This window comes from Endozoicomonas sp. G2_2, from assembly GCF_017744135.1.
Taxonomy (GTDB): domain Bacteria; phylum Pseudomonadota; class Gammaproteobacteria; order Nevskiales; family Salinisphaeraceae; genus Salinisphaera.
The window spans coordinates 13,600-36,539 of sequence record NZ_JAGHQU010000014.1 but is presented as its reverse complement, the minus strand read 5'-3'; the positions used below and the strand labels follow the sequence as shown (position 1 = coordinate 36,539).

At 66.9% G+C, this 22,940-nt stretch carries 23 protein-coding genes; 16 read left to right on the top strand and 7 right to left on the bottom strand.

Annotated elements, in window-relative coordinates; genetic code table 11:
- Window positions 1-21 precede the first annotated feature (21 nt).
- Entirely contained in the window at window positions 22-1,560 is a 1,539-nt protein-coding gene (locus J7355_RS14695) for a right-handed parallel beta-helix repeat-containing protein (protein WP_209064001.1), read from the bottom strand.
- Window positions 1,561-1,722: 162 nt separating this feature from the next.
- On the opposite strand from J7355_RS14695, the gene J7355_RS14690 reads away from it, so the two are divergent.
- The 3 genes from J7355_RS14690 (at window position 1,723) to J7355_RS14680 (ending at window position 3,935) form a co-directional block, all read left to right on the top strand.
- Window positions 1,723-2,160: a DUF3465 domain-containing protein gene (locus J7355_RS14690; protein WP_209064000.1), complete on the top strand. Its 438-nt coding sequence runs from the start codon at window positions 1,723-1,725 to the stop codon at window positions 2,158-2,160.
- A gap of 72 nt (window positions 2,161-2,232) precedes the next feature.
- The gene (locus J7355_RS14685) at window positions 2,233-3,114 is read left to right on the top strand and encodes an alpha/beta hydrolase (protein ID WP_209063997.1); all 882 of its coding nucleotides are present in this window, start codon (window positions 2,233-2,235) and stop codon (window positions 3,112-3,114) included.
- A 98-nt stretch (window positions 3,115-3,212) separates the two neighbouring features.
- Entirely contained in the window at window positions 3,213-3,935 is a 723-nt protein-coding gene (locus J7355_RS14680; protein WP_209063993.1) for an SHOCT domain-containing protein, read from the top strand.
- Between the two features lie 18 nt (window positions 3,936-3,953).
- Here the strand turns inward: J7355_RS14680 and J7355_RS14675 are convergent, their stop codons facing one another.
- The gene (locus J7355_RS14675; RefSeq protein WP_209063991.1) at window positions 3,954-4,601 is read right to left on the bottom strand and encodes a hypothetical protein; all 648 of its coding nucleotides are present in this window, start codon (window positions 4,599-4,601) and stop codon (window positions 3,954-3,956) included.
- Between the two features lie 142 nt (window positions 4,602-4,743).
- On the opposite strand from J7355_RS14675, the gene J7355_RS14670 reads away from it, so the two are divergent.
- From J7355_RS14670 to J7355_RS14660, 3 genes are all read left to right on the top strand, one after another.
- Entirely contained in the window at window positions 4,744-5,514 is a 771-nt protein-coding gene (locus tag J7355_RS14670; protein WP_209063990.1) for an SDR family oxidoreductase, read from the top strand.
- A gap of 10 nt (window positions 5,515-5,524) precedes the next feature.
- Complete coding sequence (locus J7355_RS14665; RefSeq protein WP_209063987.1) at window positions 5,525-6,415, top strand: 2-dehydropantoate 2-reductase; 891 nt, start codon at window positions 5,525-5,527, stop codon at window positions 6,413-6,415.
- Between the two features lie 358 nt (window positions 6,416-6,773).
- On the top strand, window positions 6,774-8,273 hold the full coding sequence (locus J7355_RS14660) for a GGDEF domain-containing protein (RefSeq protein ID WP_209063985.1): 1,500 nt from the start codon (window positions 6,774-6,776) through the stop codon (window positions 8,271-8,273).
- A gap of 55 nt (window positions 8,274-8,328) precedes the next feature.
- Here the strand turns inward: J7355_RS14660 and J7355_RS14655 are convergent, their stop codons facing one another.
- Window positions 8,329-9,828: a sodium:solute symporter family protein gene (locus J7355_RS14655; RefSeq protein ID WP_209063983.1), complete on the bottom strand. Its 1,500-nt coding sequence runs from the start codon at window positions 9,826-9,828 to the stop codon at window positions 8,329-8,331.
- Between the two features lie 3 nt (window positions 9,829-9,831).
- Window positions 9,832-10,119 carry a hypothetical protein gene (locus tag J7355_RS14650; protein ID WP_006914897.1) on the bottom strand — a complete coding sequence of 96 codons (288 nt, stop codon included), beginning with the start codon at window positions 10,117-10,119 and terminating at the stop codon, window positions 9,832-9,834.
- Between the two features lie 210 nt (window positions 10,120-10,329).
- On the opposite strand from J7355_RS14650, the gene J7355_RS14645 reads away from it, so the two are divergent.
- The 4 genes from J7355_RS14645 (at window position 10,330) to J7355_RS14630 (ending at window position 14,392) form a co-directional block, all read left to right on the top strand.
- Window positions 10,330-11,235, top strand: a complete 906-nt coding sequence (locus J7355_RS14645) for a LysR substrate-binding domain-containing protein (protein ID WP_209064063.1) — start codon at window positions 10,330-10,332, stop codon at window positions 11,233-11,235.
- Window positions 11,236-11,352: 117 nt separating this feature from the next.
- Entirely contained in the window at window positions 11,353-12,603 is a 1,251-nt protein-coding gene (locus J7355_RS14640) for a CoA transferase (RefSeq protein ID WP_209063981.1), read from the top strand.
- Entirely contained in the window at window positions 12,600-13,523 is a 924-nt protein-coding gene (locus tag J7355_RS14635; protein ID WP_209063979.1) for a hydroxymethylglutaryl-CoA lyase, read from the top strand. Before J7355_RS14640 ends, J7355_RS14635 begins: the two co-directional genes overlap by 4 nt.
- A gap of 116 nt (window positions 13,524-13,639) precedes the next feature.
- Complete coding sequence (locus J7355_RS14630) at window positions 13,640-14,392, top strand: SDR family NAD(P)-dependent oxidoreductase (RefSeq protein ID WP_209063977.1); 753 nt, start codon at window positions 13,640-13,642, stop codon at window positions 14,390-14,392.
- A gap of 74 nt (window positions 14,393-14,466) precedes the next feature.
- On the opposite strand, the gene J7355_RS14625 is transcribed toward J7355_RS14630, so the two are convergent.
- Window positions 14,467-15,333 carry a glycine betaine ABC transporter substrate-binding protein gene (locus tag J7355_RS14625; protein ID WP_209063975.1) on the bottom strand — a complete coding sequence of 289 codons (867 nt, stop codon included), beginning with the start codon at window positions 15,331-15,333 and terminating at the stop codon, window positions 14,467-14,469.
- A 122-nt stretch (window positions 15,334-15,455) separates the two neighbouring features.
- Window positions 15,456-16,028 (bottom strand): XRE family transcriptional regulator, encoded by a 573-nt coding sequence (locus tag J7355_RS14620; RefSeq protein WP_209063972.1) that lies wholly within the window; start codon window positions 16,026-16,028, stop codon window positions 15,456-15,458.
- A gap of 76 nt (window positions 16,029-16,104) precedes the next feature.
- On the opposite strand from J7355_RS14620, the gene J7355_RS14615 reads away from it, so the two are divergent.
- A complete protein-coding gene (locus tag J7355_RS14615; protein WP_209063970.1) occupies window positions 16,105-17,001 on the top strand; it encodes an EamA family transporter in 897 nt (298 codons plus the stop codon).
- 165 nt (window positions 17,002-17,166) lie between these two features.
- A complete protein-coding gene (locus J7355_RS14610; RefSeq protein WP_247740015.1) occupies window positions 17,167-18,597 on the top strand; it encodes an MATE family efflux transporter in 1,431 nt (476 codons plus the stop codon).
- Between the two features lie 32 nt (window positions 18,598-18,629).
- Here J7355_RS14610 and J7355_RS14605 read toward each other — a convergent pair whose 3' ends face one another.
- Window positions 18,630-19,535, bottom strand: coding sequence for a dihydrodipicolinate synthase family protein (locus J7355_RS14605; protein WP_209063968.1), 906 nt, complete (start codon window positions 19,533-19,535; stop codon window positions 18,630-18,632).
- Window positions 19,536-19,732: 197 nt separating this feature from the next.
- Between J7355_RS14605 and J7355_RS14600 the strand changes: the two genes are divergently transcribed.
- The 4 genes from J7355_RS14600 to J7355_RS14590 all read left to right on the top strand — a co-directional run bounded on the left by J7355_RS14600 (window position 19,733) and on the right by J7355_RS14590 (window position 22,915).
- Window positions 19,733-20,653 carry a MoxR family ATPase gene (locus J7355_RS14600; RefSeq protein WP_209064060.1) on the top strand — a complete coding sequence of 307 codons (921 nt, stop codon included), beginning with the start codon at window positions 19,733-19,735 and terminating at the stop codon, window positions 20,651-20,653.
- A gap of 4 nt (window positions 20,654-20,657) precedes the next feature.
- On the top strand, window positions 20,658-22,172 hold the full coding sequence (locus J7355_RS18070; RefSeq protein ID WP_209063966.1) for a VWA domain-containing protein: 1,515 nt from the start codon (window positions 20,658-20,660) through the stop codon (window positions 22,170-22,172).
- 113 nt (window positions 22,173-22,285) lie between these two features.
- On the top strand, window positions 22,286-22,411 hold the full coding sequence (locus J7355_RS17920; RefSeq protein ID WP_280637629.1) for a hypothetical protein: 126 nt from the start codon (window positions 22,286-22,288) through the stop codon (window positions 22,409-22,411).
- 180 nt (window positions 22,412-22,591) lie between these two features.
- The gene (locus tag J7355_RS14590) at window positions 22,592-22,915 is read left to right on the top strand and encodes a hypothetical protein (protein ID WP_209063964.1); all 324 of its coding nucleotides are present in this window, start codon (window positions 22,592-22,594) and stop codon (window positions 22,913-22,915) included.
- Window positions 22,916-22,940 lie beyond the last annotated feature (25 nt).

Below are 22,940 nucleotides of genomic sequence, written 5' to 3'. Positions count from 1 at the left end.
CGCAGGCGATCGCTTGCCGGCTCAGTCGTATTCGTAGGCCCCCACGTCCACTGCGCCACCGTTCAGGCGCGGTCGGCCCTCGAAATCGAGATCGCCGAAGGCGGAGTCGCCGATATTCAGACCGGCGTCGATGGCCGCCGAGCGATGGCCGAGCCGGAAATCCTGCACCGCGCGCGCCGCCACGAAGCGGGGGTCGGCAAACCGCGAATGCCGGTCGTTGCCGGTTGCCCGCACATAGGCCGCCATGCCCTGGAAATGCTGGCCGCGCCATTGCCATTGGCCGGCGGACCGGCCGCGCTCGACATAGAACAGGTTATGGTCGCTGGCCAGCGGCCGCGCGGTGGATTCGACGTAATAATTGATGAACACCGCCTGCTCGTTGGCGTAGACGATGTTGTTGTGGAACCGGTTGTCGCGCGCGTTGTGCTGGATCACCACCTCGCCGCCCCAGCTCCGGGCCGTATCGTTGTGATAGAAGGTGTTGTGCACGATCCGGCAGCCCTCGGCGCCGCCCACGTCCGGCGCATAACCGCCGATCGCCAGGCCCATCGAGCGGTTGTGGTAGATCAGGTTGTTGCGCACGAGCACGTTGCGGGTGGCCTTGCCGCCATGCTCGCTGGCGAGTTCGATGCCAATATCGTTGTCGAACAAGCGGTTGCGTTCGATGATCACGTCGCGGCCGCCGTCCACATAGATCCCCCCCGCGGCCATTTCGCCGTCCGGATAGGCGCTGTTGGCGCTGGAGGTGATGCCGTGGACGGTGTTGGACACGATCACGCCGTTGCGGGCGACATCGAAACGCGGGTCCGGCGCCATGCCTTCGTGGCCGATCACGTCGATACCGATATTGTTGTTGTCGTGGATATGGTTGTGCGCGATCTCGAAGTCGTCGACATTGCCGTTGATCGATACCGATTCGCTACAGCCGGTCTTCAGATGCGCGACCTCGTTGCCGCGGATACGGATCTCCGACAGCGCCTCGGGCGCGCGACGACCATAGACCGCGATGCCCAGCGCGTTGCCCTCGCAGCCCGGCTGATGCGTTTCGATGGCGGTGACGCGGTTGTCGAGCAGCTGGATATGGCGCCCTGCCCCGGTGACGAACACGCCCATCGGTACCGATTCGTCATCGGAGCGAAACCTGGTGATGTTCAGCCCCTGAAGACGGATATAGCTGCGATCGGCGATGGTCACGAGCCCCTGCTCGCCACCCGCCACGCGCAGGCCGCTGCCATCGATCACCGCCCGCTCGCCGGGCACGTTGCGCAGCGTGATGAAGCCATTGCGCCGCGAGCCGGAACGCGGAAACCGGACTTTCTCGGCATAGCGGCCGGCGTGCAAAAAGACGGTATCGCCGGCATGGGCCCGTGCCAGGGCGAAGTCGATGGTCCGCCAGGGCGCATCGCGCGTGCCGGCCGCGGCGTTGCTGCCGTGCGGGGCCACGTGAAACTGCGCGGCGTGGCTGGCCGCGGTCACACACAGGCACAGGAGCGCGGCCAGCACGGCCTGGACGATCAGGCGTGGCGGCATCGGCGAGCTGGCATGTCGCGGTTTCGGCATCGATCGCTTCGGCATGTGGTTCGGCACGGGCGGCAAGGCATCGCCACCCACGGCGCGCCCGACTGTTACGGGTATCGACCGCGCGCACCGGCTCTTGACCGCGGACAGCCGCGCCATCCGCGGCTAGAGTAACGGGCGACGCCCGCTGACCCGCGAACGCCGATGAAGAAATACGGACTCCTGATCGCGCTCGTGATCGCGCTGGGCCTGGGCGCCGAACGCCTCGCGCCGGTTCTGGATACGCCGCCGAGCACGCAAGCGGCCCGTGGCGACGACGCCCTCCGCACGGCGTTCCGCGACAAGGCCGAAAACCGCGCCGTGCGCGGCCAGGGCGAGGTCGCGGCCGTATTGCCTGACGATACCCGCGGCAGCCGGCATCAGCGTTTCATCCTGCGACTCGCTGATGGGCATACCGTGCTGGTCGCCCACAATATCGAACTCGCCCCGCGTATTCCGGCGCTGGAGCGCGGCGATACCGTGCACTTCAAGGGCGTGTACGAATGGAATCCCGAAGGCGGCGTGGTGCACTGGACCCACCACGACCCCGACGGGCGTCATGCCGGCGGCTGGCTGCGCCACAACGGCCAGACCTATGAATAAACAGCCGAATCGTCCCCGCGACCCGTTGGGCTCGGGTAGGCTGGCTATCGTCACATACGCCGGAACCGCGCCATGACCACGACCGATAACCGCACGATCACCACGCAACGCGGCGCATTCCACGTGCGCCTGCGCGGCCCGGCCGACGGCACGCCGGTCGTGCTGCTGCACGGCTGGCCGGAAAGCAGCTACTGCTGGCAGGGGGTGGCCGACGCATTGCCCGACGACTATCGCCTGATCATGCCGGATCTGCGCGGTCTCGGTGACTCCGAACGCACCCTCGACAACAGCGCCTACACCAAGCAGGCGCTGGCCGCCGACATGCTCGGCCTGCTCGACGAACTCGGTATCGAGACCTTCGCGCTGGTCGGCCACGACTGGGGCGGCGCCACCGCGCAGGAGATGGCGCTCGCAGCGCCCGAACGCGTACAGCGCCTGGTGCTGCTCAATATCCATGTACTGCCCAACGCGCGCGGCAACCAGGCCGCCCAGGACGTATTGCGCCAGCGCGGCGCGCAGTCCTTCTGGTACCAGTTCTTCCAGGCCGCGCCGAACCTGCCGGAAGCGATGATTCCCGGCAACGAGGCCGCCTGGCTCGGTCACTTCCTGCGGACCTGGAGCCGCGAGGGCTTTCCCGACGCAGCCTTCGACGAGTATGTGCGCTGCTATGCCATCGAGCACACGCCGGCGACCGGCGCCGCCTACTACCGCTGCTACAAGGCCGACACGGCTCGCTGGGCCGAGATCGCCGGCACCCGTTTCGCCATGCCGGGGCTGTATATCTATGGCCGCCACGACCCCGTGATCATCCCCCCGTTCACCCGGCATCTCGACGATGTGTTCGACGACATCCGGCTCGAGGAGCTCGATGCCGCCCATTTCGTCCAAGAAGAGCGCCCGCGCGAAGTCGCCGCGCTGATCCACGATTTTCTCGGCGGCAACGCCACGCGCTGACCCTGCCAGCCAACTTTCGATGTAAGCATTCGTCCGGATACCGAGGGGGTGCCCCCGCTGCATAGACTCGTCGCAACTCAGTTCCCAAGGTTTGCGCCATGTCTGTTTCCACCGATGCCGACGCAGCGGGCATACGCACGCTGGCCCAGCGCCACGGCTTCAGCGAGGCGGCGGTACGCCACATGGCCGACGCCGTCGCGCGGGGTCACGGCAGCATGGCGGCCTTCGATCACCCCGAGTTCGGCGGCCCCGGCCAATGGATGCGCGGCGGCCTGCTGATGCTTGGCGATGCGTTCAATCATGAGCTCAAGGCCCGCGTGGATGCGCTGTGCGACACGCTCTCGGGCCAGGTGCGTCTGGCACCCGGTATGGCCTGGGCCACGTCCACAGCGGATCGCTGGTGGCCGGGCACGCTCGGCCAGCCCACCGCCACCGGCCAGCAGAACGATCTGTATTACGCCTATTTCGCCGACTCGCGGCGCCTGGCCGTGCGTCGCGGCGAGACGGTCAGCGTGCACGACACCGGCGATCACCGTATTCAAGGGGTATCCCAGCAGCAGTCCGGCGGCCATTCCGCGGTGCGATTCGACAGCCAGCACGGCGCGGTCGATCTCGGGCAGCTGCCACAGGTTTCACCAAGCAGCAGCAGCCGGGGCGCCAGCGAATCACCCCCCGAATTCCCGCCGGAGAGCGCGCCCCGGGCCGCATCGAGCGACGCCTTGTTCGACGCCATCGAACGCCTCGGCGATCTGCATGAACGCGGCCTGCTCACCGACGAAGAGTTCGCGGCCAAGAAACAGGCGCTGCTCGCGCGCATCTGAGCGATCGTCGTCGCGGCTTCAGCGCGCGGCTCCGCGAATCGCGGCGAAGTCGCCCGCGAGCTGTGTACGCACCAGCGCCGCCACGAACCGTGCGAACGTACCGCGCTCGACCAGCGCCGCCAGACCGTCGGCGGTGGTCGGCAGATCGAGCTGACCGGCCGCCTTCGCCGTTGCCTTGTCGATGAAGGGATGAAACTCCGGCCAGGCGGCCTGGACTTCGCGCAGGAAGATACCGGCCCCGACATCGCCGATGCCCTTGAATGCCTTGAGACGCGCGATCGCCTGCCGTGGGTCGCCGTCGGCAGCGCGCCGCAGCCGACGCAGATCCCCCGCGTATTCGTCACGCAGGTGGTCGTTGAAAGCCACTAGCTGCGTTGCCGTCTTTTCGTCCACCCGGGCATAGCCGGCGCGGTTGAGCACCTGCACCCGCTCGGACCAATCGCTTTCTGCCAGCTTGTGCGGCGTCGTCCAGCCGGCTCGGGCGAGCGCTCGCGCCGCCTGCATGGCGATATTCGCCTGCACCGGCGCGCTGGTGAGCATGGCCAGACACAGCAGCCGGAACAACGGCGACGGCGTGTTGCGCTCAATACGTACGCCCAGTTCGCGCGCGAACGTGCGCCCGTGGGTGTCGAGCAGCGCCGTGACAATCGCCTGCTGTGCGCTCATGTGGACTCCGGCATTCGACAAATCGTTGGGCCGATTCTCCGCGCTCAACAGCGCGCCGGACAATCCGTGATACACCGGTGGCACGATCCATCGCCCGCTTTCGAGTAGCATCGCGTATCGCACCCGCGGGATCGAAAAGGGCATGGCTGAACACAAGCGAATACTGATCACCGGCGCCGCCGCCGGCATCGGCCGGGCCACGGCGCAGGCGTTTCTGGACGCGGGCTGGTTCGTCGGCGCCTTCGACGTGGACGAAATCGGCGTGCGGGCCTGGGCCGACGCCGCCGGCCCCGAGCGCGCTTGTGCCGGGCGTCTGGACGTGACCGATCACGATCAGTGGCGGTCGGCAATCGCCCGATTCGAGTCCGCCGCCGGCGGACTCGATGTGCTGGTCAACAACGCCGGCGTGCTGGTCGACGGCGCTTTCGAGGCGCAGGACGCCGAGGCGCACCGGCGGCTGGTGGAGGTCAACGTCACCGGCACGATGAACGGCTGCCATGCCGCCCGGGCCGCCCTGACCGCCAGCGGCGGGCGCGTGATCAACCTGTCGTCGGCCTCGGCGCTGTTCGGCCAGCCCTATCTCGCCAGTTATTCGGCGAGCAAGTTCGCGGTTCGCGGGCTGACCGAGGCGCTGCGCGTGGAGTGGGCGCCGGCCGGCGTGCGGGTCTGCGATGTGATGCCACTGTTCGTGCGCACCGCGATGGTCGACAAGATGACCGAGGTGCCCGCGCTGCGCCGCCTGGGCGTGCAACTCACACCCGAGGATGTCGCACGCGTGATCATGCGCGCCGCCACCGCGCGCCGGCCGCGGCTGCACTACACCGTCGGCTTTCGCACCGCCGCGCTCAAGCAGATGCTGCGCTTCAGCCCGGACCGCATCGCCGCGGTGGTGAACGCGGCGATCGGCCGCTAGCGACCGCCTCTTGTCGACTGCCGCGTCATCCGCCGCGCCGCCCCACTGGCATCTGGTCGGCGCCGGGCATATCGGCACGCTGGCCGCGGCCTATGTACGGGCGGCCGGCCACGGCGTTACCGTCGTACGCCCGCATACCGCCGGGCCGATCAAAACCACGCTGGCGTTTGCCGACGGCCGGCCCTTGCAACGGCTGACGCTCCCGACCGTGACCCCGACGTCGATCGAGCAACCGATTTCGCATCTGCTGGTCGCCTGCAAGACGCCCTACACGCGGGCGGCGCTCGCGCCGTTGCCGCTGGCCGCGACGGTGACGGCCGTACGGCTTCAAAACGGTATCGGCAGCCTCGACGGCCTGCTGCCCAGCGGCGCCCGCCTGATCGACGCCGTTACCACCAGCGCGGTGAAAGGCACGCGCGCGCATCATGACGTGGTCGCGGAAAACACGACCTGGTTCGGCGACGACGGCGCCGCGCCAGACTGGTTCGATGGCCTGCGCGCCCATTGGCCCAACCTGGAATGGAGCGCTTCGATTCGCCGTCGCCAGTGGCAGAAGCTGGTCGCGAACGCAGCGATCAATCCGTTGACGGCGTTGCACGACGTCCCCAACGGCGCGCTAATCGAGGACGCGGCGTTGCATGCACGCATGCGCGATCTCGTCGCCGAGGCCGACAGCGTGCTCGGCGCACTGGACGACAGCTGGCCGGGCGACTCGCTTGCTGCGGTCGCAGCCATCGCACGCGCCACGGCCGGCAACACGTCCTCGATGCGAGCCGACGTGCAGCGCGACGCCCCCACCGAAATCGAAGCCATCAACGGCTGGCTGCTGCGCGCCGCGGCGCCGCTCGGTCTGGCGTTGCCGGCGCATCGGGCGGTCTTCGAGGCCCTGCGCGCGCGCTGATCCGTCCCACTGCACGCCGTCGCAGGCGCCGCGGCACCGGCCCGATATCTGCCGATACGCCCGTGGCGCCAAGCCGGTCGCAGGCTCGCGGCGCCTGGCGGCACCCAATGCCAACGCGGGTCGCGCGCCGTCATTCCGCGCCACCCTAAAAGATCGGCCCGCTCGGCCGATGAGTACCGAGGCAGGGAAACCTTCTCGTCGATTCGTGCAGCCGGCGTGGCTAGATCGCCCGCCTTGCAGCCCGTATCCACCAGGGGCGTCCCGACATGCCGTGACGGAGTTGTTTTGAGCGGACGAGTGTCCGCGCCCATGCGGGGCAGTCTCGTCCACGAGGTGCCTGCTCGACAGATTAAATCCAATGAACAAGACGATTCAGAATCAGCTCCGCCTCTGTCCCACGCTGCCGACGATCTCCAGCGTGGCCCTGCGCATCATCGAGATCGGTCGCGACCCCGATATCGATCTGCGCGAGGTCGCCCAACTGCTGTCGAACGATCCCGCGCTGGCCACCAAGACGCTGCGCGTGGCCAATTCGCCGCTCTACATGCGCGGGCGTCAGGCCCGCAATCTCCACCAGGCGGTGACGGTGCTTGGCCTCAATGCCACGGTGAGCGTGGCGCTGAGCTTTTCACTGGGGACCTGCCTGCGCGATATCCGCGAGTCCGGCATCGATCTGGACCGCTACTGGCGGCGCGCACTGCTGTCGGCACTGGCCGCCCGGCTGCTGGGCAACGCCCACGGCATCTTCGTCAAGGAAGAACTGTTTCTCGCCGGCCTGTTGCAGGACCTCGGCATGCTCGCCCTCGACTCGGCGATGCCCAAGGAATATGGCGTGCTCAAACCGCATGTCGGCGACCACGAGTCGTTTCCGGCGCGCGAGCGCGCGGCTATCGACGTCGACCACTGCGAGGCCGGCGAATGGCTGATGAAGGAATGGGGCCTGCCCGAGTACCTGACACTCGCCACCCGCGGCAGCCATGATCTGCGCGACGTCGACGCGCCGGACGATCTGCAAACGTTCATCGGCTGTGTCGCGGTATCCGGGCGTATCGCCGAGATCTATCTCGCCGAGGATCAGCAGAAGGCCACCGCCGACGCCGTACGCGCGGCCCGCGATTTCCTCGACATGTCGCCCGAGCAGCTGAGCGAGGTTCTCAGCCAGATGGCCGAGGAACTGCCCGAGGTCGAGTCGCTGTTCGAGATGACCGTGCTCTCGGCCACCCAGGCGCTGGGCCTCACCGACCAGGCCCGCGAACTGCTGGCCACCCGCAACCTGCAGCTGCTGCGCTCGGCCACCGAGCTGCAGGAGCGCGAACAGGAATTCAAGAAGCAGGCGAACCGCCTCGACCACATCGCACGACAGGACGCCCTGACCGGCATATTCAACCGCCGGCACTTCGACGAGAGTTTCGCCGAGCGCTTCACCCAGGCCGTCACGGCCGGGCACGAACTCAGCCTGGCCTATCTCGATCTCGACCACTTCAAGGCGATCAACGATCGGCACGGCCATCCCATCGGCGACGAGATCCTCGTCAACGTCGCCAACCGGATCCAGCGCCAGTTGCGCCAGGACGACCTGTTCGCCCGCTACGGCGGCGAGGAGTTCGTGCTACTGCTGCCAGCGATCGGCCCGAAGGCCGCCCAGAAGATCGTGGACCGTATCCGCACCGGGGTCGAGGCGCTGGAACACCCGCTGGAGAACGGCGAGCTGCTCAAGGTCACGCTATCGGCCGGTATCGCCTCTTATCCGCTGGGCCCGCGCCGCTACGACACCCCGGACGCGCTCATGCAGGCGGCCGACGAGGCGCTCTACCGCGCCAAGCAGAAAGGCCGCAATCGCGTGGTCTCGGCCGCCTAGCATCACGGCTGTGCCGCCGGCTTACCGGCGGCACAGCCCGCGGCATATTCCAAGGCTAGTACTCGCCGATCACCTCGACGGCGTGCGCACGCGCCTCACGGGTGACACCCAGCAGCAGGCTGCCGATCACGCACACGGCGACATTGAGCGACAGGCCCCACAGCCCGCTGAAAACGCCGAGCGGTTTCCAGCCCGAAAACGTCATGGTCGATGCCAGCAGCGTGCCGGCAAGCATGCCGATGAACACCGCGCGGCTGTTCAGACGCGTCCAGTACAGCCCCAGCACGAGCGCCGGCGCGGCCTGAATGAGCAGCTCGAACTTGAGCACGAAGATCTGGTACAGCGTGGACGGCGGATACCAGGCGATGATCACCAGCACCACCACCGCGACCAGCCCGATCAGCTTGCCGACCAGGATCTTGCGGTGTTCCTGCGCCTGCGGGTCGATGAAACGCCCGTACAGATCGTTCGACACGATCGACGAAAACGTCAGCAGTACCGAGTCGGCCGTCGACACGATCGCCGCGATCACGCCGCCGAACAGCAGGATCATGGCCCAGTAGAACAGCGGGTTTTCCAGCGCCAGCGCGTTGGCGATGCGCCCGACCAGCTGTTCGGACTCACCCGTGGTCAGCCCCGGAAAGGCCGCGATGCCGATGATGCCCACCAGAAACACGACGCCCGCGGTGATGAACGGCATATAGGCCATGCGGATGAACGAGCGCTTGAGCGTGGCCTCGCTGCGCGCCGAGAAAATGCGTTGCACCGCATGCGGATAGACCGCCGCGCCAATACCCACGATGGCCAGCAGGCTGAACCAGTTCGCGATGCCGCCGGCATCCGGCGCGCCGAGTTTCTCGGGTGCCTCGCTGCGCATCACTTCGGCCGCAGCGGACGGGCCGCCGAAATAGATCACCGAACCGATGAGCAGCATGAACACGCCGAACAGCAGCGCGATGCCCTGGATGGTGTCGGTATAGGCGACCGAGCGCATGCCGCCCAGCCAGCTGTAGGCCACCATGATCACGATGAAGAACACCACGCCCACCTGGTAGGGAATGGTGCCGCCCGTCAGCCCGGATACGCCCTGGCCGATAGCCACGAACTGCTCGAGCAGATAGTTGCCCAGCGCATAGAGCATGAGCGTGGCGGCTAGAATCGTGACCGCCTTGGACTTGAAGCGGATATCGATCCAGTCCACCGGCGTGAGCAGCGAAAAACGCCGCCCCATGGCGTACAGCCGCGGCGCAAAGAACAGATACACCGCGATGATCATGATGAAGAACGGCACCGACACCAGATACTGATAGCCGATGCGATACGCCGTGGGCGGATAACCGACCACGGTATTGCCGGAATACTGGGTCGCGAAGAAGGTGAAGAACAGCACCATCACGCCCAACCCGCGGCCACCGAGATAATACTCGTCCAGGCTTTCGTGGATATTGCGGTTGCGCAGGAACGTGATCAGGCCGACCGCGAGCATGAGCCCGCCGTAGGCCAGCAGGACCACGATGCCGGAAGTGCCGCCGAATGCGAGTTCTACAGACTCCATCGATCAGCCCTCCCCATGGTCTTGGCCGCGATCTTGGCCATGGTATTGGCCACGGTCGTCACCGATGTCGTCATCGGCGCCCATGTCCCACTGGCAGCACACGACCCAGGTCACGAACACCGACAGCGCGAGCGACGCGGCGAGAATGATCCAGGCCCAGTACGGCACGCCCCAGATCAGCGGCTCGAACGAACCGGCCGGGAAGTACCAGGGATTGATCGCGGCAAACACCACGACGAAAACGATCCAGACGAGCGGGCTTTTCACCGGCTCTTTCGACTTGCGTTTCACGTTGCTCCTCCTGCTTCGACGTCGGCACGGCGCGCTCGTGCCCGCGGCGCGCCATGCGGGTGCGGCTTGACCTGTTGCATCGGTCGCGCTGTCATGCTTGTGCCGTCGCCCCGCGTGCGCAGCATGACCGGCGCCGACGCCGGGCGACAATCAAGCAATCTGAAAGGGTGACTTCGTGAAACACGAAACCTCGGGCGCCGCACGGTGTCGATGAAGCGTCTCGATCTGGTCAGCCTGCGGCTGTTCGTGTCCATCGCCGACGCGGCCAGCCTCACCGGCGCGGCAACGCGCGAGCACATGGCACTGGCCGCGGTGAGCAAGCGCGTGCGCGATCTCGAAGCACAGCTGGACACGGCGTTGCTCTACCGACACCCGCGCGGCGTGGAGCTCACGCCGGCCGGCGACGCCCTGCTGCACCATGCCCGAACGGTGCTGGCCGACATGGAGAGCCTGCAGGCCGAACTCAGCGAGTACAGCCGCGGGGTGCGCGGTCATGTGCGTATCCATGCCAACACGTCCGCCATCATCGAATTCCTGCCCGAGGACCTGGCGCTGTTCGCGCGCGAACACCCGGAAATCAAGATCGACCTGCAAGAGCATGTCAGCACCGAGGCCATCCACGCGGTGCGCGAAGGCCTCACGGATATCGGCATTTTCGCCAATACGCCGACCGTCGAGGGGCTGCAGGTCTTCGACTACCGCGAGGACCGGCTGGTGCTGGTGGTGCCCAACGATCACGCGCTCGCCGCACGCGAACGTGTATCGCTGATCGAGGCGCTGGACTACGATTTCATCGGCCTGCAGCACGATGCCTCGCTGTACGGGCTGGTGGCCAAGGCCGCGCGGGAGAGCGGCACACCGCTGCGCATGCGAATTCAGGTGCGCAGCTTCGAGGGCATCTGCCGCATGATCGCCCACGACATGGGCGTGGGCGTGCTGCCGGTCAAGGCCGTGACCCATCTCAGCGGACTGCCGCTGACAGCGGTCGAGCTCACCGACGCCTGGGCACAACGCATGCTTCATCTCGGCGTACGCGACTACGACGCACTGTCCGTGATCGCCCGCGAAATGGTCGATCACCTCATCCGGGACACCGCACACGGTCCGCCAACCTGAACGGCGCCTACGCCAACCGCGAAACCTGAATGCGCAATTCGATGATTGTCGCGCGCTCGGCAGCTGCCTAGGCTCGACGTCGAACTATTCCACGGCCCGCCATTCAGGATCGAGACCATGACCCGTGCCGACTCTGCCACCCGCGCCCCCCAGCCGATGGCCCTCGAAGGGCTGAAGGTACTGGAACTCGGCCAGCTCATCGCCGGCCCCTTCGCCACCAAACTGCTGGGCGAATTCGGCGCCGACGTGATCAAGATCGAACCGCCGGGCACCGGCGACCCGCTGCGCCGCTGGCGCGTGATGCGCGGCGATACGTCGCTGTGGTGGCACGTGCAGACGCGCAACAAGCGCTCGGTCTCGCTCGATCTGAAATCCGAGGAAGGCCAGGACATCGTCAAGCGCCTGGTCGCCGAGGCCGACATCGTGGTCGAGAACTTCAGCCCCGGCCGGCTGGAGAAGTGGGGTCTGGGCTGGGACGCGCTGTCTGCCATCAATCCCGCGCTGATCATGGTGCGCATCTCGGGCTACGGCCAGACCGGGCCGTATCGCGACCTGCCCGGCTTCGGCGTGATCGGCGAGGCGATGGGCGGGCTGCGCTATCTGTCCGGCCACCCCGGCGAGTCCTCGGTGCGCGTGGGTATTTCCATCGGCGATTCGCTGTCGGCCCTCTATGGCGTGATCGGTGCCCTGCTTGCCTTGCAGGAACGTCGGCAGAGCGGCCAGGGGCAATACATCGACGTCGCACTCTATGAGTCTGTGTTCGCGATGATGGAATCGCTGATTCCCGAGTACGACGGCGCCGGCGTCATCCGTGAGCCCAGCGGCAGCGCCCTGCCCGGCATCACGCCGTCGAATGCGTACCGCTGCGCAGATGGCACGGAAGTGCTGATCGCCGGCAACGGGGATTCGATCTTCAAGCGCCTCATGCAGGCCATCGGCCGCGACGATCTCGCCGATGATCCCGATCTCGAACACAACGACGGCCGCAGCCAGCAGGCCGCGCGTATCGATGGCGCGATCAACGACTGGACCCGCGAACGCGAGCGTGAAGCCGTGCTGGAAACGCTGGAAGCCGCGCGCGTGCCCTGCGGGCGGCCCTACAACGCCAAGGACATCGTCGAGGATCCGCACTACGCGGCCCGCCAGGTGCTCCAGACCATCACCACCGACGACGGCGACGACCTGAAAGTGCCGGCCGTACTGCCGCGGCTGTCACGCACGCCGGGGCGCATCGGCGGCGGCGGACCACGGCTGGGCGCGCATACCCAGGACGTGCTCGACGAGCTGGGCATCGATCGCGACACCCAGGCCCGGCTGCGCGAGGCCGGGGTACTCTACGAAGACGACCGCAGGGGAGGCGCATCATGAGCGCACGGGTTTTCATCAACGAGGTCGCCCCGCGCGACGGCTTCCAGATCGAGCGCGATTTCGTGCCCACGGCCGACAAGATCGCGCTCATCGACGACCTCTCGCCGCTGGGTTTCGCCAAGATCGAAACCACCTCTTTTACATCGCCCAGGGCGATCCCCAATCTCGCCGACGCGGGCGAAGTGATGGCCGGCATCCGGCGCCAGCCCGGTGTCGATTACGTCGCGCTGATTCCCAACGAAAAAGGCGTGGAACGCGCCCTGGCCTGCGGCACCGACGAACTCAACTTCGTGATGTCCGCCAGCGACAGCCACGGCCGCGCCAACCTGCGCATGACGGCCGACCAGTCGCTGGAACGCTTCGCGCGCATGGCCGATCTAACCGAGGGGAGCGGCGCGTTCCTGAACGCCTCGATCTCGACCGCTTTCGGCTGCCCGTTCGAGGGCGAAGTGCGCCCCGAGCGTGTACTCGAAATCGTGGCGCGCCTGGCCGCGATCGGCATCCAGGGCATCTCGCTATGCGATACCACCGGCATGGCCAACCCGCGCCAGGTCGCTGCGCTGTGCGAGGCGGTGCTCAGCCGGCAGCCGAAGCTGTCGCTCACCGTGCATCTGCACAACACCCGCGGCATGGGGCTGGCCAACGCGCTCGCTGCCCATCAGGCCGGAGTGATGCGCTTCGACGCCGCGCTCGGCGGCCTCGGCGGCTGTCCCTTCGCGCCCGGGGCGACCGGCAACGTCTGCACCGAAGACCTCGTGCACATGTTCGAGCAGATGGGCGTGGATACGGGTGTCGATCTCGACGGGCTGCTGCGCGTGGCCGAAACCCTGCCGACTATCGTCGGCCACGAGGTGCCCGGCCAGGTGGTGAAGGCGGGCACATCGCAGCGCCGCTACGCGATGCCCGAGGCCGCACGCTGACCACGGCGGCCATGCACCGGCCTCGCCGCGATGCGCTAACGTAGCGGCGAGAGCGGCGCCACCGATCCGTAACTCGCGGTCGCCGCAGTCATTATCCAGCGCAGGAGCCGATCATCGTGGACACTCTTCTTGCCGGCCGACGGGCCCTGATCACCGGCGGCAGCCGCGGTATCGGCCTGGCCATCGCCAACGCGCTCGCCGCCGAAGGCGTGCATGTGTCGATCTGCGGGCGTGGCGCCGACACGCTGCAGGCCGCGCACGACCAATTGGGCACGCACGGCACGACCGTGCATACAGCCGTCTGCGACGTGGCCGATGCAACAGCCATCGAAGCCTATGTGAACGAAGCCGCCGCCGCGCTCGGCGGGATCGACATCCTCGTCAACAACGCCTCCGGCTTCGGGCCCGGCGACAGCGAGGAAGGCTGGCAGAAAAGCATCGACGTCGACCTGCTCGGTACCATCCGCGCCACGCGCACCGCGCGGCCGTGGCTGGCGCAGAGCGAACAGGCGAGCGTCATCCATATCGCATCGATCGCCGGCCAGGCGGCATCTGCCCGCACTGCGGCCTATGGCGCGATCAAGGCCGCGCTGATCCAGTACACCCAGTCACAGGCCTCGGAAATGGCCGGCGAGCGCATCCGCGTGAACGCCATCGCGCCGGGCTCCATCGATTTCCCGGGCGGGCTCTGGCAGCAGCGCAAGGCAAACAATCCGGCGGTCTATGACGCGACACTCGCCAGCATCCCATTCGGGCGTTTCGGCACGCCTGAAGAGATAGCCAATACGGCGGTCTTTCTCGCCTCGCCGCTGGCCTCGTGGATCACCGGCCAGACGCTGACCGTGGACGGCGGCCAGCTATTGCGCTAGCCGTTTGACGTGACACGCGCTGACGCCTCGGTCGGGATACCGGCCGCGCAGCGCGTCCGCGCGGCCGGCGCGCCTCACTCGCCTTCGAGCCAGCTCTCGATCAGGTCCGGATGTTCCTTGATGAACGTCTCAGCCGCCTCGTCATAGGACGTGCGCTCGGCCTCCGCGAGCATGGGGTTGATCTGGTCGAGCTCGAACGTCATCCGGCGGATGAAATCGGTGATTTCGGGTTCGGACTCGACCAGCGCGGGGCTGGCGATGGCGTCGACGTGCTCTTCGCCACCGAGCGTGCCTTTCGGGTCGTCGAGATAGCGCAGGTCGAAGCGCTCCCATTTCCAGTGCGGGCTCCAGCCGGTCACCACGATCCATTCCTCGTTCTCGATCGCACGCTTGAGCGCGGCGGTCATGGCCGGGCCGCTGGCGGTGATCAGACGATAATCGTCGAGCGCGTACTCCTCGACGGCCTTGTTCGACAGCTGCATCAGGCCGGCGCCGGCACTGATGCCCTGGATGCGGCCGTTCAGCCGCTCGGCGACCGCGGGGTTTTTCAGGTCTTCGATACTGCCCAGCTGATCGGCCGGCACGTAGTCCGGCACCACCCAGCCCAGCTTGGCGCCGGTATAGATGGTGCCCAGGTTGACCACGTCGTCCTCCACGCGGGCCATGTACTCGCCGTGCGTGGCCGGCAGCCAGGCCGCCAGAAACATGCTGCGCTCATCGCGCGCGGTCCCGACGAAAGACACGCCCACCGACACCGGCTTGAGTTCCACCGGTGTATCGAAATGCTGCTCGATGAGATCGCGGGCCACGCGGCTCATCGCCTCGTCGGCAGCATAGTTGTCGGTATAGATCGTGACGGGCTCATCGGCCGCCATGGCCGGACCGGTGACTACGAGCAGCGCCAGTGCCGCGGCTGCCATACGCAAGGCGATATGCCTCATTTCGAACCCCCTGTCTTGTCGAACGGAAACCGGATCGGGCACGTCGGCCGTCGCAGCGCGATCCGGACAGCTACTGTAGCAAGTCGTGCCGAATTGCCACGCCACCACCACGGCCGGCAAGACTAGTAGATAACGTTACGGATGAAGGTCAGCCGCGTATCCGTTTCGTTGGCGTAGACGTGCTCGCGATCGCTGGAAAACACGTGAAAATCGCCGGCGGCGATCGTTCGCGACTGGTTCTCTAGCATCAGCGTGAGCGTGCCCGCCGTGACCACCAGCATCTCCTGCCAGCCGGCCGGGTCGGCCGGCGATTCGTAGCGCTCGCCGGGCGCAAGCGACCAGGCCCAGAGCTCGACTTCGTTGCGCGCCGGCTTGCTGGCCAGCAGCCGCGCATGGCTGTCGGGGTGCGCGCCGGCCCAGGCCAGTTCGTCGATACGTGCCGAGTCCGGCGTTTCCGGCGGCTGTACCAGGGCATAAAACAGCACCCCCAGCGCTTCGGCGATGCGATCGAGCGTGTTCAGGCTGACGTTGACGTCGCCTTTCTCGATATTCACCAGCATGCGCCGGCTCACGCGCGCGGCGTCGGCAAGCGCCTGCTGGCTCAGCCTCGCGTCCCGGCGCAGCCTGTGCACATTGCCCGCCACGTGCACGAGCACGTTGGGCCGCTCGTCGTCATTGTGCAATATATTGCCCATTCATCGATTATGCGTCATCATCCACCCCGCCGGCGCGCCACCATCCTGCGTGCCGGCGTTCTTACGAGTGCTGTCGATGACATCGTATAACGCATCCCTGCGGGCACGCCTGATGCCCATCGGTCTGCTGCTGATCGCGATGAGCTGCATCCAGGGCGGCGCGTCGCTGGCCACGTCGCTGTTCCCGGCCGTCGGTCCGGCTACCGCGACCTCGCTGCGCCTGATCATGGCCGCGCTCATTCTCTGGGCGATCTTCCGGCCCTGGCGCTGGCGCGTGGCGCGGCGGGATTGGCGCGACCTGCTGCTCTACGGCATCGCCATGGGCTCGATGAACTTCCTGCTCTATCAGGCAATCAATCACATCCCGCTCGGCATTGCGGTCGCGCTCGAATTCACCGGCCCGCTGGGCGTGGCACTATGGTCGTCGAAAAGCCGTTTCGACCTGCTCTGGATCGCCATCGCGATCGCCGGGCTCGCGGTACTGCTGGGTCTCGACCACGGCAACAGCGACCACACGATCAACCTCACCGGCGTGCTCTGCGCGCTCGGCGCAGGCGGCTGCTGGGCAGCGTATATCCTGTTCGGCCAGCGTGCGGGCGAAGTCAACGGCATGCAGAGCGCGGTCTGGGGCATCACCATTGCCGCGGTCGTGATCGCGCCGATCGGGCTGGTGAACGCCGCGCCGGCCATCACGGAATCGCACGTGCTGTTGATCGCGCTGTGTGTGGCGCTGCTCTCGACCGCTCTGCCCTATACCCTGGAAATGGTCGCCCTGCCGCGTCTGCCGACCCAGACCTTCGGCACGCTGATGAGCCTGGAACCGGCTTTCGGCGCGCTCTCCGGCCTGCTGTTTCTCGGCCAGGCGCTGAGCCTACTGCAATGGCTGGCGATCATGGCCGTGGTCACTGCCTCGATCGGCACCACGGTTACCGGCCGGTCGGCAGAACCGATCGAGGCGCCGTACCCGGATTGAGCCGGATCACGTTCGAGGCGGCACGTAACAACGCGTGGCGACATCCACGCTAGACTCGCCGCCCGGCCAGCCGACCGCCACCGGCCCGACGACCGTCTGCCCGCGCTCGGCGGTGCATAGCCGCGGCCGGCCGGGCTTGCTCATTGTCAAACCGGATCGCACGTCTTGTTTCTGATTCGCCACGCCCGACTCCGCCGTATCGAAAGCGGCCGCCTGCTCTGGCTGGCGCTGCCGATCCTCGGCGCCCAGCTCGCCCAGGTGGCGATGGGCACGGTGGACGTGGCGATGACCGGCCATGCGAGCGCGCGCGATCTGGCCGCGGTTTCGATCGGCTCCAGCCTGTGGCTGCCGCTGGTGCTGTTCATGATCGGCACCCTCATGGGCCTGACACCGATCGTGGCCCAGCATGTCGGCGCGCGGCGTTTTGCGGCGATTCGCCCGGCGGTCCATCAGGCGCTGTGGGTGGCCGCCGTGCTCGGGCTGCTCTGCGCCGTCGGCATCCGAGCGCTCGCGCCGCCGGTGTTCACGCTCATGTCGGTACCGGACGACGTGGCCCCGCTGGCAATCCGCTATCTCGACGGCGTCGCGCTGGGGCTGCCGGCGATCGCGCTCTACGAAACCCTGCGTTTCTATTCCGACGGCATGGGCCATACGCGCGCGTCGCTGCAGTTCGCGCTGCTCGGGCTGGCGGTGAACATGGTCAGCAACTATGTGCTGATCTATGGCGGCGACGGGCTGGTCGCGCTGTTCGGGGCGTACGTGCCCGAGGCACTGCAAGCGATACCGGCACGCGGGGCGGCCGGCTGCGGTATTGCGACGGCCATCTCGATGTGGTCAATGTTCATCGCCATGCTGATCTATAGCCGTTGCTCGGCTGCGTACACGCGGGCGCGCTTCGGCGCGGCCTTCGCCTGGCCGTCGGCCGCGCCGATCGGCGAATTGCTGCGGGTTGGGCTGCCGGTCGGCGTGGCGATCTTCGCCGAGGTGTCGCTGTTCACCGCCATTGCGCTGTTCCTGGCCGGCTACGGCGAGATCGTGATCGCCGCCCATACCGTGGCGCTGAACTTCAGCTCGGTGCTGTTCATGCTGCCTCTGTCGTTGGGCATGGCGCTGACCGTGCGCGTCGGCCAGGCGCTCGGGCGCGGCAAACTGCGCCATGCGCGCTTCGTGGCCTTCAACGGGGTCGCGTGTGCGCTCGCGGCCGCGTTCCTAATCGACCTGCTCATCGTGCTGGGCGGGCCGTTCGCGGTCTCGCTCTACACCAGCAACGCCGAGGTCCAGCAGCTCGCGGTCGAGTTGCTGCTCATCGCGACCCTCTATCAATTCTCCGACGCGCTGCAGGTGAGCATCGCCGGCGCGCTGCGCGGCTACAAGGACACGCGCATCATCATGGTCGTCACGCTCGCGTCCTACTGGGGCGTGGGCATGGGGCTGGGCAATCTGCTCGGCCGCGGCGTCTCGGGCGCGTTCGACGGCCTGGGCGTCTATGGCTACTGGATCGGGCTGATCGCGGGCCTGAGCGTGGCGGCGGCGCTGCTCGGCTGGCGACTGCGACGGGTATCGCGCCTGCAGCGCTTCGCGGCGGCCGGCCCCTGACGCCGGCTACGGCAGTCCATCAGAGACATCCGTCACCGCGTGATGGACCGCGACGCCAGCTGCTCCAGTACCGCGCGAATATCGTCACGAACCCTCTCGGGCAACGGCATAATCGGCCGCGGTGGCCGGGCGTTGGTAATGCCCATCGCCTGCGCAGCCGCGTGAATGACCCGATAACTGCTGTGGGCGCGAAACAGCGCCCAGAGCGGCTCGAGTGCCGTATTCAGCCGACGCGCTTGTTCGTAGTCGCCGGCCTGCACGGCGCGCACGATCCGCAGGCAAGGTTCCGGAAACAGCCCGGCCGCGACCGAATACCAGGCGCTACCGCCGGCAATCAACGCTTCGGTCGCATGCCAGTCACCGCTATAGCCGAGCGAGAAATCGGCCCCCGCGGCACGCGAAAACGCCTCGTGCGCCGCCGCCATCTCGCCGGCCGGGGCGGCCGGGTTCTTGGCGGCACGGATGTTCGGCACCCGGCTCAGACGGCCGAGCAACGCCGGGCTGAAAGTGAAGCCGGTCGTCGCCGGGTTGTTGTACACGCACAGCGGCAGATCGGTCGCGCCCGCAACGCACGCGTAATGTTCGAAGACCTCGTCCTCGAACAGCGGGATATAGGCCACCGGTGCCAGCAGCAGCGCATCGGCGCCCGCGGCGCGCGCATCGGCCGCCAGAGACACCGCCTCGTCGGTTCGCAGCGCACCCACGCCCACCAGCAGCGGCACGCGATCGCGGGTCACCTCGACAGCGGCCGCGACCGCCTGCCGGCGCTGTGCCCGCGTGAGATAGGGATAGGAGCCCGTGCTGCCGAGCAGGCCGATCGAGTCGACACCCGCCTCGGTCAGGCGGGCGAGCAGACGCTGCAAGGCGTCGATATCGAGCTGGCCGGCGTCATCACAGGGCGTGATCGGAAACGCCGATAGACCGCTGAACAAGGACATGGGCGCTCTGCCGGACTGCGAACAGGTGCTCAGCCTAGAGCATTTCCGGCGCAATCTCAGCGGCGACGTGCCGTATGCCGGCTGTCGGGACGTTGGTGCCGGGGGCAGCTATGATGGCGGGCGTCTCCAACGTGACGACATCGTTTTCAATCGGAGCCGCTGTGACCGAGCCCCTCGTACCGAATGCCGCCGAGACCATGGCGAATGTCGATGCCGTCCGGGCCGCGCTCGAACGCCATCGTTATGTCGGCTCCAGCCGGATCGCGACCGTGGTCTATCTCGCCTATCAGCTGCGCAAGCCGGTGCTGGTGGAAGGCCCGCCCGGCGTCGGCAAGACCGAGCTGGCCAAGACCGCGGCCCGCATGCTCGGCCTGCCGCTGATCCGCCTGCAGTGCTATGAAGGTCTCGACGAGGCCAAGGCGCTCTACGAGTGGAAATACGGCAAGCAGCTGCTCTATATCCAGGTGCTCAAGGAACAGCTCGACGATGCGCTCGGCGGCGCCAAGGGCCTGCGCCAGTCGGTGGAACGCTTGCATGAGTACGGCGATATCTTTTTCTCCGAGCAGTTCCTCGAACCGCGGCCGTTGTTGAAGGCGCTGCGCGAAGCCGAGGGCAGCGTGCTGCTGATCGACGAGATCGACAAATCCGACGAGGAGTTCGAATCCCTGCTGCTGGAAATGCTCTCGGATTACCAGGTCACCATTCCCGAAATCGGCACCATCGCGGCGTCCGGCCAGCCGCCAATCGTGTTTCTCACCTCCAACAACAGCCGCGAGGTCTCGGACGCGCTCAAGCGTCGTTGCCTGCATCTGTACATTCCCTATCCGGATGCGGCGCTGGAACAACAAATCATCCAGGCCAAGGTGCCGGAAATCACGCTCGAACTGCGGCGCCAGCTGGTCGCTTTCGTGCAGGCGCTGCGCGAGATGGATCTGCGCAAGGCGCCGGCCATCAGCGAAACCATCGACTGGGCGCGCACGCTGTTGCTGCTGCATATCGACGCGCTCGACGACGACTGGATCCGCGAAACGCTCAACGTCCTGCTCAAGTTCCAGGACGATGTCGACAGCGTCGAGGCCCAGCTGCCCTACCTCACCCGGCGCGCCGCCGGCGGTTAGCCGCGTGGAACGCACGCTGGCCAACTTCGTGCGCGCGCTGCGCATGGCAGACGTGCGCGTGTCCACCGCCGAAACGCTGGACGCTTTTCGCGCCGCCGAGATGGTCGGCTGGGCCGATCGCCAGCGCTTCAAGGACGCCCTCGGCGCGGTGCTGAGCAAGAGCGCCGACGAGCATGCGGCCTTCGACGCCTGCTTCGACCAGTTCTTTCATTTCGACGATTTCGAAAGCGGCGCCAACCGCCCGGCCACCGACAAAACCGACGATGAGCCGCTCGATGCCGCCAACGGCGCGCCACCGGCGGCAAGCGACGCGGCCGCCCCCGGCGAGGGCGAATCCGAAAGCCAGGGCGGCGGCGGTAGTAACAATCGTGAAGACAGCGACGGCTCTGAATCCGCAGAAAGCGGAGTGAATCAGCCCACGCCCACGCAGCACGCGCCACAGCCCATCAGCGCGCCCGCCTCGCCGCTCGGGCGCATGCTCATGGCCGACGATCGCACCGCCCTGTCGATGGCGATCTCGCGCGCCGCGCGCGCCAATCAGCTGGAAAACATCAAGGTCTTCACCCAGCAGGGCCTGTATACGCGCCGTATTCTGGATGACCTCGGCCGGGCCGAACTGATCGACGAGATCGGCACGCTGGAAAGCGCTGGCGCCGCGCCCGACCGGCGGCTGGCCGGCGAGCTGCGCGGCCGCTACGACCGCCTGCGCGCGCAGATTCGCGACCACGTCGAAAGCCAGTTCCTGCTCCATGCCGATGCCCAGGGCGAACGCCTGCGCGAGGACATGCTGCGCAGCGCGCGGCTGGCCAACGTCTCGCGCCGCAACGACCCGCTCATGCGTCGTGCGATCGAACGTATGGCCCGGCAACTCGTCGCCGCCCACTCGCGCAAGCGCCGCGTGACCAAACGCGGGCGCCTCGACGTACCGCGCATGATCCGCCGGAACATGCGCCACGACGCGAACATGATCGAACTCGCCTGGCAGTCGAAACGCATCGACAAGCCGAAGGTGTTCGCGATCTGCGACGTCTCCGGCTCGGTCGCGCTCTATGCGCGTTTCATGCTCATGTTTCTTTACAGCCTCGGCGACGTGCTGCCGCAGGTGCGCGCCTTCGCCTTCTGCTCGGACCTGGCCGAAGTCACCGATCTGTTCAAGCAGCACGACCTGGACGAAGCGATCCGGCGCACACTCGCCGAACACGGCCAGGGCAGCAGCGACTACGGCCACGCCCTGGCGGATTTCGAACGGCTCGCGCTGGCCGATATCGACCGGCGCACGACCGTGCTCATCCTCGGCGACGCCCGCAACAACGAAGCCAACCCGCGCACCGACCTGCTGCGCAAGATATACGACCGCAGCCGCCGCGTGATCTGGCTCAACCCCGAGCCGAAGGTAAGCTGGGACACCGGCGATTCGGTCATGGGCCGCTACCGCGCCCACTGTCATCAGACCAACGAATGCGGCTCGCTGGTACAGCTCGAACGGGTAGTCTCCGACCTGCTGCGCAGCGTTCGTTGAGTCCCCGTCTGTTGCCCGCGTTCGAATGACCCACAAACGATAGCGGCATCGCACCACGCCGTTCGTACATACGCCAAAAGCGATCGATAAAAAGAATATCGAGTAGCTCGCGCATGATCGGCTTTCCCATCGGCGTTCTCGCCGCCAACGCTTTCGAGTGGTACGCACACAAGAAGATCCTGCGCAAATACCCGCGCCGTTTTCATGAAAGCCCGTTCTCCAGCCATACCCGCCACTAAAAGCGCGTCCGGCTCAATGCCTTTACCGACCACGGCTAGCAACATTCGATGTGGCGCAACGCCGAGGTCTATTTCGCAAAGAGCTGGCTGCTCGGTCTGTGTGCGGCAACCACCCTCGCCGTGCCAGTCGCAACACTCTTCACGCTGGGCACCTACTAAGCCGCCTGGTGCTATTACCGCGTGCATGCAAAGGCACATATCGACGCGGAATGGGGCCGCCACGCGCCCTGGCACTACGACCACCACATGGGCCACGACCAGAACGCCAATTGGTGCGTCACCCGCCCGTGGCTCGACTACATCACGGGCAGCCGCGAGATCGGCGATCCCAGCATCACCGAAAGCAACCCGTTGGGCATTCGTCTGCCGACGGCCGTGGAGAAACCGGTCAACCGCCTCGCCCGCCGGTTGTTGCCGCATGCCTACCGGCGGATCGAGGGCTCGGTGGATCGCGCCCGCGAAAGGGCTACACCCTTGGCTAACGTCCGAGCTGCTGCGGCATGATCGCGATCACTTTTTCTCGGGTGCC

Excerpts from the sequence above, each read along its gene's own strand:
- J7355_RS14695 (WP_209064001.1), bottom strand. The coding sequence starts at position 1,560 with ATGCCGAAACCGCGACATGCCAGCTCGCCGATGCCGCCACGCCTGATC.
- J7355_RS14690 (WP_209064000.1), top strand. The coding sequence starts at position 1,723 with ATGAAGAAATACGGACTCCTGATCGCGCTCGTGATCGCGCTGGGCCTG.
- J7355_RS14685 (WP_209063997.1), top strand. The coding sequence starts at position 2,233 with ATGACCACGACCGATAACCGCACGATCACCACGCAACGCGGCGCATTC.
- J7355_RS14680 (WP_209063993.1), top strand. The coding sequence starts at position 3,213 with ATGTCTGTTTCCACCGATGCCGACGCAGCGGGCATACGCACGCTGGCC.
- J7355_RS14675 (WP_209063991.1), bottom strand. The coding sequence starts at position 4,601 with ATGAGCGCACAGCAGGCGATTGTCACGGCGCTGCTCGACACCCACGGG.
- J7355_RS14670 (WP_209063990.1), top strand. The coding sequence starts at position 4,744 with ATGGCTGAACACAAGCGAATACTGATCACCGGCGCCGCCGCCGGCATC.
- J7355_RS14660 (WP_209063985.1), top strand. The coding sequence starts at position 6,774 with ATGAACAAGACGATTCAGAATCAGCTCCGCCTCTGTCCCACGCTGCCG.
- J7355_RS14655 (WP_209063983.1), bottom strand. The coding sequence starts at position 9,828 with ATGGAGTCTGTAGAACTCGCATTCGGCGGCACTTCCGGCATCGTGGTC.
- J7355_RS14645 (WP_209064063.1), top strand. The coding sequence starts at position 10,330 with ATGAAGCGTCTCGATCTGGTCAGCCTGCGGCTGTTCGTGTCCATCGCC.
- J7355_RS14640 (WP_209063981.1), top strand. The coding sequence starts at position 11,353 with ATGACCCGTGCCGACTCTGCCACCCGCGCCCCCCAGCCGATGGCCCTC.
- J7355_RS14635 (WP_209063979.1), top strand. The coding sequence starts at position 12,600 with ATGAGCGCACGGGTTTTCATCAACGAGGTCGCCCCGCGCGACGGCTTC.
- J7355_RS14625 (WP_209063975.1), bottom strand. The coding sequence starts at position 15,333 with ATGAGGCATATCGCCTTGCGTATGGCAGCCGCGGCACTGGCGCTGCTC.
- J7355_RS14620 (WP_209063972.1), bottom strand. The coding sequence starts at position 16,028 with ATGGGCAATATATTGCACAATGACGACGAGCGGCCCAACGTGCTCGTG.
- J7355_RS14615 (WP_209063970.1), top strand. The coding sequence starts at position 16,105 with ATGACATCGTATAACGCATCCCTGCGGGCACGCCTGATGCCCATCGGT.
- J7355_RS14605 (WP_209063968.1), bottom strand. The coding sequence starts at position 19,535 with ATGTCCTTGTTCAGCGGTCTATCGGCGTTTCCGATCACGCCCTGTGAT.
- J7355_RS14600 (WP_209064060.1), top strand. The coding sequence starts at position 19,733 with ATGGCGAATGTCGATGCCGTCCGGGCCGCGCTCGAACGCCATCGTTAT.
- J7355_RS17920 (WP_280637629.1), top strand. The coding sequence starts at position 22,286 with ATGATCGGCTTTCCCATCGGCGTTCTCGCCGCCAACGCTTTCGAGTGG.